9 protein-coding genes are annotated in these 12,722 nt (G+C 64.7%); 3 read left to right on the forward strand and 6 right to left on the reverse strand.

The genetic code is table 11. The features are described from left to right. Positions 1–31: 31 nt before the first annotated feature. The 3 genes from RTP54_RS01865 to RTP54_RS01875 form a co-directional block, all read right to left on the reverse strand. Entirely contained in the window at positions 32–2,428 is a 2,397-nt protein-coding gene (locus tag RTP54_RS01865; RefSeq protein WP_312360486.1) for a methyl-accepting chemotaxis protein, read from the reverse strand. Positions 2,429–2,902: 474 nt separating this feature from the next. After that, a complete protein-coding gene (locus RTP54_RS01870) occupies positions 2,903–3,802 on the reverse strand; it encodes a ribokinase (RefSeq protein ID WP_112816521.1) in 900 nt (299 codons plus the stop codon). A 52-nt stretch (positions 3,803–3,854) separates the two neighbouring features. Next, entirely contained in the window at positions 3,855–5,048 is a 1,194-nt protein-coding gene (locus tag RTP54_RS01875; protein ID WP_312360491.1) for a DNA recombination protein RmuC, read from the reverse strand. 151 nt (positions 5,049–5,199) lie between these two features. Here RTP54_RS01875 and def point away from each other — a divergent pair, with 151 nt between their 5' ends. The 3 genes from def (at position 5,200) to truA (ending at position 7,508) form a co-directional block, all read left to right on the forward strand. Continuing rightward, complete coding sequence (def, locus tag RTP54_RS01880; protein ID WP_112816523.1) at positions 5,200–5,724, forward strand: peptide deformylase; 525 nt, start codon at positions 5,200–5,202, stop codon at positions 5,722–5,724. A 105-nt stretch (positions 5,725–5,829) separates the two neighbouring features. Beyond that, positions 5,830–6,765: a methionyl-tRNA formyltransferase gene (gene fmt, locus RTP54_RS01885; protein WP_112832769.1), complete on the forward strand. Its 936-nt coding sequence runs from the start codon at positions 5,830–5,832 to the stop codon at positions 6,763–6,765. Then, positions 6,765–7,508: a tRNA pseudouridine(38-40) synthase TruA gene (gene truA, locus RTP54_RS01890; RefSeq protein WP_312360497.1), complete on the forward strand. Its 744-nt coding sequence runs from the start codon at positions 6,765–6,767 to the stop codon at positions 7,506–7,508. The genes fmt and truA overlap by 1 nt, the downstream gene beginning before the upstream one ends. 43 nt (positions 7,509–7,551) lie before the next feature. On the opposite strand, the gene RTP54_RS01895 is transcribed toward truA, so the two are convergent. The 3 genes from RTP54_RS01895 to RTP54_RS01905 form a co-directional block, all read right to left on the reverse strand. After that, entirely contained in the window at positions 7,552–8,148 is a 597-nt protein-coding gene (locus RTP54_RS01895; protein ID WP_112809072.1) for a hypothetical protein, read from the reverse strand. Next, positions 8,135–9,328, reverse strand: a complete 1,194-nt coding sequence (gene dapE, locus RTP54_RS01900; protein WP_312360501.1) for a succinyl-diaminopimelate desuccinylase — start codon at positions 9,326–9,328, stop codon at positions 8,135–8,137. The genes RTP54_RS01895 and dapE overlap by 14 nt, the downstream gene beginning before the upstream one ends. 183 nt (positions 9,329–9,511) lie before the next feature. Beyond that, a complete protein-coding gene (locus RTP54_RS01905) occupies positions 9,512–12,697 on the reverse strand; it encodes an efflux RND transporter permease subunit (protein WP_112816528.1) in 3,186 nt (1,061 codons plus the stop codon). Positions 12,698–12,722: the final 25 nt, after the last annotated feature.

Genomic DNA, 12,722 nt, shown 5'->3' on the forward strand with positions numbered 1-12,722 from the left:
GAGGCGCCGTTTTTCGTTCATGGACTGTCGATCAGAACTCTTCCCAATTGTCCTGGGCAAGCGCGTTGGCGCCAGAGGTCTGCGTCAGCACGCGCTGTGTCGATGGCGTGTAGCCGGCGCGTGCAGGGCTTGGGGCCGGACCGGCGTCGCGGGCAGGGGCCGGAGCGGCGCGCTCTGCCGTGCGCATGCGCTGGGCGGTACCGCGCAGCATCTCTGCCGAGTTCGGCTGGGTCGCCGTTCCCGGGCGCTGTGCTACACGGAAGCGGGCGACCAGCGTGCTGAGCGAACGGGCTTCTTCGTTCAGCGCCATGCCGGCAGCCGTTGTCTCTTCCACCATCGCGGCGTTCTGCTGCGTCACCTGGTCCATCTGGTTGACGGCCGAGTTGATTTCCTTGAGGCCGACGGCCTGTTCGGATGCAGAGCTCGAGATCTGGCGGATGAGGCCGTTGATCTGCACGACCTGGTCTGCGATCTTTTCGAGCGCGCCACCGGCCCGACCGACGAGGTCGACGCCTTCGCGGACCTGTCCGGCGGAGGTGTTGATCAGCGTCTTGATCTCCTTGGCGGCATTGGCCGAGCGCTGTGCGAGCTCGCGCACTTCCTGGGCGACAACGGCAAAGCCCTTGCCTGCGTCACCGGCACGGGCCGCCTCGACGCCGGCGTTGAGCGCCAGGAGGTTGGTCTGGAAGGCGATCTCGTCGATCACGCCGATGATGCGGCTGACCTCGTGCGACGACTGCTCGATGCCCTTCATCGCGGCGATCGCCTTCTGCACCACTTCGCCGGACTGCCCGGCGTCGCTGCTGGCCACGTCCACCGACCTGGCGGCGACCTTGGCGTTTTCGGCGCTGGCATTGACCTGCGAGGTCAGCTCGTCGAGGGCTGCCGCCGTCTCTTCAAGGCTTGCCGCCTGCTGTTCGGTGCGGTGTGACAGATCGTTGGCGGCGCTGCTGATCTCGCTGGTGCCGTTGCCGATGTTGACGACGGAGTGGTTGACGGTGCGGATGGTCTCTTCGAGACTGTCCATCGTTGCGTTGAAGTCGCGCTTCAACTGGGCATATTCGCCCGGGAAGTCGTCGGTGATGCGGAAGGCGAGATCGCCCGAGGAAAGATGCGACAGGCCCTTGCCGAGGCGCGCGACGATGTCGCGCTGAAGCGCACTGGAGGAGGCACGCTCTGTCTCGGAGCGGCTGCGCTCATGCTCGGCCTGCTCGCGTTCGTGGCGGGCTTCACCTTCCAGCCGCTTGGTGTCGGCCAGCTGGTGGCGGAAACCTTCGAGTGCCTTTGCCACCTCGCCCGTCTCGTCGGAGCGATCCTGGCCGTTGATCGAATTGGTGTAGTCGCCGTTGCTGAGGCTCTTGACGTCCTTGACGAGGCCCGCAAGCGGCGTCTGCACGAAGCCGCGAACGGCGAAGTAGAGGCCGAGAAGCACGGCGCCGAGCACGACGAGGCCGCCGATGATCATCATGTAGGTCTGGTCGCGGACCGGTGCGTTGATCGCCGTGCGCGGCACGTCGACGAGCACGACCCAGCTGGTGTTCACGCCCGAGACGGCGAAGGGATAGACGACGCGGTCGAACGGCTCGTTACCGTCATAGGAGAGGTTCTTGATGACGCCTGCCGTGCCGGACGCCAGCGCCTTCTTGACGATCTCGTTGCCTTCGCCGTCATAGTCTTTCAGCAAGAGGTCGGGGATCGGGGCGACCAGCCACTTGCCGGACTGCGACAGCAGGTAGACGCGGCCGGTCTCGAATGGCTTCAGCTTCGACAGACCGTCGGCGAGCGAGGCGAGCGAGATGTCGACGCCGGAGACGCCGATCAGCTTGCCGTTGGACATGACCGGATAGGCGATCGAGCTCATCGCGGTCGGGACGTCGGTGTCCTGCGCGGTGTAGGGCGGCGTGATCGCGCCCTTGCCGCTCTTTGCCGCGAGGCTGTACCATTCCGCATTGTAGTCCGCGCCGAAGGTGGAGAACTGGATTTCGTTGTTGCGGTTCTTCGACCAGTAAGGGGCGAAGATGCCCTCCTTGTTGGCACCCAGTTCCTTGTTGTTGACCACCTCTTCCTTGCGGCCGTCGAAGGCCTTGGGCTCTTCGGCAAACCAGCTGCCGAAGGCAGACGGGTTCTGCTCGAGATTGGCCCTGAGGATGTTGATCACGCCGGGGCGTTCCATCGACTTTTCCGCGTGGGCGCGGCCGAGGATGCCGGCCATCGAGCGCGAGGCGCTTGCAAGCTCACCGATGTCGCCGGCGATATCGGACGCGATGGCTTTCGCCTCGCCGCTTGCCTGGTCGAGCACCAGCGTTTCGACGCGATCCTGTGTCTGGGAGATGAGAACGAAGTTGGAGGCGAGCATCACGAGCGCGATCGTGCCGCCTGTCACCGCGATCAGCTTTGTCGCCAGCGATTTGGCTTGGAACTTGAACATGAAATCCTCACGAGCTGGGAGGTCCGCAGGCCAGGACCTGCGGCGAACGCATTTCACAATGTGGGTGAAACTCCATCATGGAGCGCCAGATGCCGACCGGCATAGTGGAGGCCGCCATCCCTTCGGAACCGGCTTTCTCAGGGTCTTGAATAGACGAGCAAATCTTAAGATAGGGCCAACGCGACGGCTAATTCATGCCGCGCTCATTGAGAATTTGCGCACGGAGTTTTACCTCCGCGACATGGGCTGTCCGGATTGCGAAAAGGCCGATAATGCTTTGGTTTGAAGTGCTTGCGCCGGTTCGCGACGCGCTTTCTGCACCTGCGTGCCGCAGGTCTGGATGCGGCGTTCCTATGCCGTGCGAAACAGTTTCCTGACGCCGCGGGGTAATGGCGATCGCCCGTGTTTGCAGAGCCGTTCCTGACGTCCGGTCGGCGAGGGATCGCCGCCGCACGTCAGGATCGAAGTTTGTCCTCAGATGCGTGGCTCCACTTCCGAGGAAAGCGGGATCGAGGGCTGGGCGCCGCGCTTGAGGCATGCAAGCGAGCCTGCAACGGCGGCCCGTCGCAGCGCATCCGGGAAGGCGAGCTTCTCGTCGAGGCTTGCAGCAAGGTAGCCGCAGAAGGTATCGCCGGCGCCGACGGTATCGACCGGATCGATCTTCAGGCCGCGGGCGCGATGGATCTCGCCCTCGTGCACGGCAACGACGCCTTCGGCGCCCAGCGTGACGATAACCGTATGGCCGGTTTCGGCATGCAGTTTCTTCATCGCCTCTTCGCGTTCGGCGCTTTCGATGCCGGTCTTGCCGGCGAGAAGCTCGAATTCCGTCTCGTTGGCGATGACGATATCGGCCAAGCGGCCGAGACGGGCGGCGTCCGGTGTCAGGGGGGCGATGTTGATGACCGAGCGAACGCCCTTGCGCCGCGCTTCCGCAAGCGCCTTTTCCACCGATGCGGCCGGTATTTCGAGCTGCAGCATGAGGGTGTCGCCCGCGTGCATGCCGTCGACGGCGGCAACGGCGTCGGCCTCGTTTACGGTGGCATTGGCGCTGGCAACGACGACGATGACGTTCTCGCCATCACCGCCGACGAGGATATGGGCGGTGCCCGTCGGCTCATCCACGGTCTTGGTCAATGTCAGGTCGGCGCCGGCTTCCTTCAGCAGTTCGAGCGCGCCATCGGCAAAGCTGTCCGAGCCGACGGCGCCGGCCATGTGGACGATGGCGCCGGCCCGCCGGGCGGCGAGCGCCTGGTTGGCGCCCTTGCCACCGGCAGCCGTCGAAAAGCCCGAGCCGGCAACGGTTTCACCCGGCTTCGGCAGGCGCGCGGTCGTGGCGATCAGGTCCATGTTGATAGACCCAAAAACAGTGATCATGTGAGGATGTCCCGTCGATTTGCTGATTTTGGCCGGAGAGTGCCCGAGACCGTCAGTCTTCGTCAACCACCCTGAGGCGCAATTGCCCGACACGATTGTCGACGGCCTGGCGCGGTTCGGCGTCTGGCCGCGCCGCACCTTCCGCCTCCAGTTCCAGCGCTTCGATCTTGGCGCCGCGGCGCGAAAGCTTGCCTGAGGAGATGAGGATCTCTTCGACGTCCTTCTGGCTCATGGCGAAATGGCCCTGCAATTTGCGCACCCTCTCGTCGAGGCGCGCTAGGTCCTCCATCAGCCGCACCACTTCACCCTGGATGAGATGGGCCTGCTCGCGCATGCGGGCATCCCTGAGGATCGACTGGATCACCTGGATCGACAAAAGCAGCAACGACGGCGAGACGATGACGATCCGCTGGCGGTGTGCCTTCTGGACGATCGCCTCGAAATGCTCGTGGATCTCCGCGAAGATCGATTCGGAGGGGACGAAGAGAAATGCCGTTTCCTGCGTCTCGCCGGGGATCAGGTATTTGCCGGCGATATCGCGGACATGCACCTCCATGTCGCGGCGAAAGAGCTGCGCCATCTGCTGGCGGCGCTCCGGCGTCGCCGCGTCGCGCATGCCGTTCCAGGCTTCCAGCGGAAACTTTGCATCGATCACCAGCGGCGGCTGGTCGTTCGGCATGCGGATGGTGCAATCGGGGCGGGCGCCGTTCGACAGCGTCGTCTGGAAGGCGAAGGCACCCATCGGCAGGCCGTCGGCGACGATCGTCTCCATGCGCGACTGCCCGAATGCGCCGCGCGTCTGCTTGTTCGACAGGATGGCCTGCAACCCGGCCATGTCCTTTGCCAGCGACTGGATGTTGTTCTGCGCGGTGTCGATCACCGCCAGGCGCTCCTGCAATCGCCGCAGGTTCTCATGCGTCGCCTTCGTCTGCTCGCTGATCGAGGCGCCGATCCGGTGCGTCATGCCGTCGATCCGCTGGCTCAGCGTCTGGTTCAGTTCCGCCTGGCGGCTGCCGAAGACGTCGGCCATCGCCGCGATACGGCCCTGCATTTCGGTTTGCGCCGAAAGAAGCATGGCCATCTGCTCGTGGCGCTCGTCGTCGCCGGCCCGACGCCGCCGCGAAAGCGACATCAGGACCAGACCCACCGCCAGCACCGCGAGCAGCATGCCGAGATGGGCGACGGTCATCGGGACGGTGCCGACGAAGAAAACCGGTTGGTCGAATGAAATGGGCGCAGGTTCCATGCAGCAAACCTAACAGATTCTCTTTTGAAGGCCAGATCAAAACAAGAACATTCGCCGCGTGGGGTTAACGGCAATCGACATTGCCGGGATGCCCGTGGCGTGCGTGCCAATTTTCTTGCGCCCGCAAGGAAAGATCGGTTATGGGAGCATTATGACGATCAAGCCACTCATCATCCTTCCCGATCCCGTCCTGCGCCAGGTCTCGACCCCGATCGAAACCATCGACGCCGACATCCGTCGCCTGGCCGACGACATGCTCGAAACCATGTACGATGCCCCCGGCATCGGCCTTGCCGCCATCCAGATCGGCGTGGCGAAGCGGATGCTGGTGCTCGACGTCTCCAAGGAAGGCGACGAGAAGACACCGCATGTCTTCATCAATCCGGAGATCGTGGCGTCGTCCGACGATTTCTCCGTCTATGAGGAAGGCTGCCTCTCCATTCCGGACTATTATGCCGAGGTGGAGCGCCCGGCCGAGGTAACCGTCAAGCATCTCGATCGCGACGGCAAGGAACAGATCGTCAAGGCCGATGGCCTGCTTGCGACCTGCCTGCAGCACGAAATCGACCACCTGAACGGCGTGCTGTTCATCGACCACATCTCCAAGCTCAAGCGCGACATGGTGATCCGTCGGTTCACCAAGGCCGCCAAGACCCGCGGCGCAAAGGCGATCTGATCCCCCAACAGGGCGCCCGCCGGGCGCTTTGTCGTCGAAGGGCTTGATTTGAGGCGCGGAAACCCGTTTGAAGGGGCCTGATTTCAAACGGCCGGAGTATCCGCCTTGTCGCTTCGCATCATCTTCATGGGAACGCCGGAGTTTTCCGTGCCGACGCTCGCTGCACTTGCCGGCGCCGGCCACCAGATCGTCGCCGTCTATACCCAGCCGCCGCGGCCCGGTGGCCGTCGGGGGCTCGACCTGCAGAAGTCGCCGGTGCATCAGGCGGCCGAGCTGCTCGGCATTCCCGTGCTGACACCCGTCAACTTCAAGGACGAAGCCGACCGCCAGACCTTTCGCGAATTCGACGCGGATGTCGCCGTCGTCGTTGCCTATGGCCTGCTGCTGCCCGAGGCGATCCTGACGGGAACGCGGCTTGGTTGCTACAACGGCCACGCTTCGCTCTTGCCGCGCTGGCGCGGTGCGGCACCGATCCAGCGCGCCATCATGGCCGGCGACCATGAGACCGGCATGATGGTGATGAAGATGGACAAGGGGCTCGACACCGGCCCGGTGGCGCTCACCAAGGCGGTGCAGATCGGCGAGACGATGACGGCGGGTGAACTGCACGACAAGCTGATGCAGGTCGGCGCCAGCCTGATGAAGGAAGCGATCGGCAAGCTCGAGGCCGACGATCTGCCGCTGACCGAGCAGGCGGAAGAAGGCGTCGTTTACGCCCAGAAGATCAGCAAGGCCGAGACCCGCATCGATTTCAGCAAGAGCGCACGCCAAGTGCATGACCACATTCGCGGTCTGTCGCCCTTTCCGGGCGCCTGGTTCGAGCTGGAGATCGCCGGCAAGCCGGAGCGCGTCAAGGTTCTGAACTCCGAGCGCGTGGCGGGCGAAGGGCCCGCCGGCACCGTTATCGACGACAGCCTGACAATTGCCTGCGGCGAGGGTGCAGTGCGGCCGACGCGGCTTCAGCGCGCCGGCGGCAAGGCGCTTGGGCTTGCCGACTTCCTGCGCGGCACGCCCATCGCCACCGGCACGAGGGTCGGCTGATGCCGCGCTTCCGACTGACCGTTGAATATGACGGCTCCAACTATGTCGGCTGGCAGCGGCAGGACAACGGCGCCTCAGTCCAGGGTGCGATCGAAAAGGCGATCCTGTCGCTGACCGGCGAAACGGTGTCGATCCGTGGCGCCGGGCGCACCGATTCCGGCGTCCACGCCGTTGGCCAGGTGGCGCATGCAGACCTGACGCGCCAATGGAAGCCGCACACGCTGCGCAATGCGCTGAACGCGCATCTCGGCATGGCGGGCGAGGGCGTTTCGATCCTTGAGGCCGAAGAGGTCACCGACGCCTTCGATGCGCGGTTTTCGGCGCTGCGCCGCCACTATCTCTACCGTATCCTTTGCCGGCCGTCGCGGCTGGCGCTCGAGGCGAACCGCGCCTGGTGGGTGACGAAGCCGCTCGATCACGAGGCGATGCACGAGGGCGCGCAGCGGCTCGTCGGCCATCACGACTTCACCACCTTCCGCTCCGTCCATTGCCAGGCGACAAGCCCCGTGCGCACGCTCGACCGGCTGGATGTGACCCGCACCGGAAGCCTGATCGAAATCCGTGCCACCGCCCAGAGCTTCCTGCACAATCAGATCCGCTCCTTCGCGGGCTCGCTGAAGCTGGTCGGGGAAGGCAAATGGACGCCGTACGACCTGCAGGCGGCGCTCGAGGCGCGCGACCGCAAGGCCTGCGGCCCGGTGGCGCCGCCCGAAGGGCTGTACTTCATGCAGGTCGATTATTGAGGCACGGACAACCTTCGTTCCGTTGGCCCCCAGTCGGGTGATTTCACGTCGGCATGAGGCCAAGGACGCCCAGCAGAAGCCGGCCGACCATGAACGAAGGCAACAGGAAAAGCGCCGTCAGTGTCGAGGCGAGCAGGGTCTGATTGCCGGTCACCAAACGCAGAAGCCGGAAGAGGATCGTGACGTTGGCGATGAGCAGGGTGAGTTCGAGCAAGCCCGTCACGCCCTCGCTTCCTGGAATAGTGAGGCGGATCGCCGCCGGTACTGCCAGAGCGTAGGAAAAGGGAACCGCCAGCCAGTTGGTGGTGACGACGACCGGGATGACCGCGCCGGCAAAGCCGAGCGGGCGCGCCAGCATGAAGATCAGCACCAGCGGCAGCAGCCAGCTGGCGATGTCGACGATCAGGAGCTTGAGGATGAAGCTGAAGCCGACGGTTGTGCCAGACGGCATCGCCGAGAGGTAATAGAGCCGCCAGGACGCCCAGGTGACGGCGATGGCCGGCAGGCACCAGAGCATCGCCGCAAACGAGCGCCAGAGCCCGCTCTCGCTGAAGTCGAGCCAGCGAAATCCTTCGCCATTGCCCTGGATCAGCAGCCAGAGGCCCTTGATATAGGACAGAACCTCCTCAAGCAGCGGCATGGCCGAACCAGCTGGAGATGAAGGTTTCATAGATCTGCGTCAGCGTTTCGAGATCGGCAACGGCGACGCGCTCGTCGACCATGTGCATGGTCTGGCCGACCAGGCCGAACTCGACGACGGGGCAAAAGTCCTTGATGAACCGCGCGTCCGAGGTGCCGCCGGTGGTCGAAAGCTTCGGCTGTTTTCCGGTCACCGCTTCCACGGCGCCAGATAGCGATGAGATCAGCGCATTGTTGCGCGTCAGGAACACGTGGCTTGGCCGCTCGTTCCAGGTGAGCTCGTAGCGCACCGGCTCGCGGCCCCTTCGCAAGGCGCCGTCCGCAGCGGCGCGCTCGAGGCGGGCGATGATCTCCGCCATCAGGCTTTCGGCTGTCCAGCTGTCGTTGAAACGGATGTTGAAGGCAGCGCTCGCCTTTGCCGGGATGACGTTGACGGCGCCGTTGCCGACGTCGATCGTCGTCACCTCGAGGTTCGACGGCTGGAAGTTTTCCGTGCCGGCGTCGAAGGGCGGGTCCATCAGCGCCTGGGTCAATTGCAGGATGCCGCGCACCGGGCTGTCGGCCAGATGCGGATAGGCCGCGTGACCCTGGACGCCGTTGACGGTGATCCGGCCGGACAGCGACCCGCGGCGGCCGATCTTGATCATGTCGCCGAGCCGGTCGGGATTGGTCGGTTCGCCGACAAGGCAGGCATCCCAGCGCTCGCCCCTGGCGGCGGCCCAGTCGAGAAGCTTGGTCGTGCCGTTGATGGCAGGACCTTCCTCGTCGCCGGTGATCAGGAAGGAAACCGAGCCCTTTGGCGGCCCATTCTTTTCGATGTGGCGGGCAATCGCTGCGACGAAGCAGGCGATGCCGCCCTTCATGTCGACCGCGCCGCGGCCATACATCTCGCCGCCGGCGACGTCGGCCGAGAAGGGGCCGTGGGTCCACGCGCTTTCGTCGCCGACCGGCACCACGTCGGTATGGCCGGCAAACATCAGGTGCGGGCCGTCATCGCCGAGCCGGGCATAGAGGTTCTCGATATCGGGTGTGCCGGCCTCCGTCGCCATGACGCGGTCGACGGCAAAGCCGAGCGGCGCCAGCATGGCTTCGAGCGCTGAGAGCGCGCCGCCTTCGGCAGGGGTAACGGAAGGGCAACGGATGAGGGTGGCGAGATTGGCGATCGGATCAGTCGAGGTCATGTAGCGATATGCCGTCTGCGTGGCGCTGAGGCCAATGGGATTGAGCGTGCTGGTTTATCCGATCGTCGCGCGGCTGTCACGCGAGATGCAATACGGCGCTGCACCGGGGGCGGAGGTGCAGCGCCGCAGTGTCAGCGGGCCGGGATGGGGCCGGCCCGCATGAACCGTGGAAGGTCGAAGGTCCTATTCTGCGGGTGCCAGATGCGGTGCTTCGATATGGGCGCCGGCGTGCTTCAAGGGCCGCTCGCCGGTAAGCTTGCGGATAAGCACGTAGAACACCGGCGTCATGAAGATGCCGAAGGCAGTGACGCCGATCATGCCGGCAAACACCGCGACCCCCATGGCCGAGCGCATTTCCGCACCGGCACCGGTGGAGATCACCAGGGGCACGACGCCCATGATGAAGGCCATCGACGTCATCAGGATCGGCCGCAGGCGCAGCCGGCTCGCCTCGATCGCCGCCTGGACGGCGGTGCTGCCGGACAGTTCCAGTTCGCGGGCGAACTCGACGATCAGGATGGCGTTCTTGGCCGATAGTCCGACGAGCACGATCAGCCCGATCTGGGTGAAGACGTTGTTGTCGCCTCCCGTCAGCCAGACGCCGGCAAGGGCCGCCATGATGCCCATCGGCACGATCAGGATGATCGCGATCGGCAGGGTCAGGCTCTCATACTGGGCGGCCAGCACCAGATAGACCAGCAGCAGCGCCAGCGGGAAGACGAGCATGCCCGAATTGCCGGCAAGGATCTGCTGGTAGGTCAGGTCGGTCCACTCGAACGCGATGCCCGGCGGCAGCGTTTCGGCGGCGATCCGCTCGATGGCGGCCTGGGCCTGGCCCGAGGAGAAGCCCGGTGCCGGACCGCCGTTGATATCGGCCGACAGGAAGCCGTTGTAGCGGATTGCCCGCTCGGCGCCGACCGTCTGCTCGACCTTCAGGAGTGCCGACAACGGGATCATCTCGCCCGATTGCGAACGCACCTTCAGCTTGCCGATATCGTCGGCATGGCTGCGGTAGTTGGCGTCCGCCTGGACGCGAACGCTGTAGGTGCGGCCGAAGGCGTTGAAGTCGTTGACGTAGAGCGAACCCAGATAGATCTGCAGCGTCTCGAACACGTCGGTCACCTCGACGCCGAGCTGGCGCGCCTTGACGCGATCGAGGTCGGCATAGAGCTGCGGCACGTTGATCTGGAAGCTGGAGTAGATGCCGGCAAGCTCCGGCGTCTGGTAGGCCTTGGCAAGGAACGCCTTGGTCGCCTCGTCGAGCGCCTGGTAGCCGAGGCCGTTCTTGTCCTCGATCTGCAGCTTGAAGCCGCCGGTGGTGCCGAGGCCCTGGACGGGCGGCGGCGGGAACATGGCGATGAAGGCATCCTGGATCGCGCCATATTCCTGGTTCAGCTGCATGGCGATCGCGCCGCCGGAAAGTTCGGGCGTGGTGCGCTCCTCGAACGGCTTCAGCGCCACGAAGACGATGCCGGAGTTCGACGAGTTGGTGAAGCCGTTGATCGACAGGCCCGGGAAGGCGATAGCGTTTTCGACGCCCGGATGCTTGAGGGCGATGTCGCTCATGCGGCGGATGACGTCTTCCGAGCGGTCGAGCGTGGCTGCGTCAGGCAATTGCGCAAAACCGATCAGGTATTGCTTGTCCTGCGCCGGCACGAAGCCGCCGGGAACCGCCCGGAACAGCACGAAGGTGACGCCGAGCATCATGACATAGACGACCATGATCAGCGACTTGCGCGACAGGATCCGGCCGACGCCGCGGCCATAGGCTTCCGAGCTGCGGCCGAAGAAGCGGTTGAAGCCGCGGAAGAACCAGCCGAACACCTTGTCCATGGCGCGGGTCAGCCAGTCCTTCGGCGCGTGGTGGTCGCGAAGGAGAAGGGCTGCGAGTGCCGGGGAAAGCGTCAACGAGTTGATGGCGGAAATCACCGTCGAGATCGCGATGGTCAGCGCGAACTGGCGGTAGAACTGCCCGGTCAGGCCGGTGATGAAGGCGAGCGGCACGAACACGGCAACCAACACCAGCGCAATCGCGATGATCGGTCCCGACACTTCCTGCATCGCGCGGTAGGTCGCCTGAACAGGCGACAGGCCCTGCTCGATGTTGCGCTCGACGTTTTCGACCACGACGATGGCGTCGTCGACGACGATGCCGATCGCCAGCACCAGGCCGAAGAGGCTGAGCGCGTTGATCGAGAAGCCGAACACGTACATCACCGCGAAGGTGCCGACGATCGAGACGGGAACGGCCACGAGCGGGATGATCGAGGCGCGCCAGGTCTGCAGGAAGACGATGACGACGATGACGACGAGCGCGATCGCTTCGAGCAGCGTGTGAATGACGGACTCGATCGAGGCGCGCACGAACTGGGTGGTATCGTAGACGATCTCGTAATCGACGCCTTCTGGCATGGTCAGCTTCAGCTCGGCCATCGCCTTGTGGACATTTTCCGAGATCTGGATCGCGTTCGAGCCCGGCGCCTGGAAGACACCCATGCCGACCGCGGCCTTGTTGTCGAGCAGCGAGCGCAGCGAGTAGTCGGCAGCGCCCATTTCGACGCGGGCGACGTCACCGAGGCGGGTGACCTCGCCACCGGTACCTGACTTGACGACGATGTCGGCAAAATCCTCAGGCGTCTGCAGGCGGCCCTGCGCGTTGACGGACAGCTGCAGGTCGAGACCGGGCACCGATGGCGATGCCCCGATGACGCCGGCTGCCGCCTGAACGTTCTGCGCCCGGATGGCGTTGGCGATATCGCTGGCCGCAAGGCCGCGCTCGGCGGCTTTCTGCGGGTCGATCCAGACGCGCATCGAATAGTCGCCGCCACCGAAGATCTGCACCTGGCCGACGCCCTCGATCCGGGCGAGCCGATCCTTGACGTTGAGAACGCCATAGTTGCGCAGATAGTTGATGTCGTACTGGCCGTTGGGTGACAGCAGGTGCACGACCAGCGTCAGGTCCGGCGAGCTCTTGACGGTGGTGACGCCGAGACGGCGCACTTCCTCCGGCAGGCGCGGCTCCGCCTGCGCGACCCGGTTCTGGATCAGCTGTTGGGCCTGGTCCGGGTCGGTGCCGAGTTCGAAGGTAACGGTCAGCGTCATCAGGCCGTCGGCGGTCGCCTGGCTCTGCATGTAAAGCATGCCTTCGACGCCGTTGACCTGTTCTTCCAGCGGTGTTGCGACGGTTTCGGCGATGACCGCCGGGTTGGCGCCCGGGTATTGAGCGCGCACGACGATCTGCGGCGGTACGACTTCGGGATATTCGGAGATCGGCAGACCGGTCATGCCGATCAGGCCGCCCACGAAAATCAGGACCGATAGAACGCCCGCGAAGACCGGGCGGTCGACGAAGAAGCGTGAGAAATTCATTGACGTATCCCCCTTGGGACGAGTT

Source organism: Ensifer sp., from assembly GCF_031989085.1.
In the GTDB taxonomy this organism is placed as follows: Bacteria; Pseudomonadota; Alphaproteobacteria; order Rhizobiales; family Rhizobiaceae; genus Ensifer.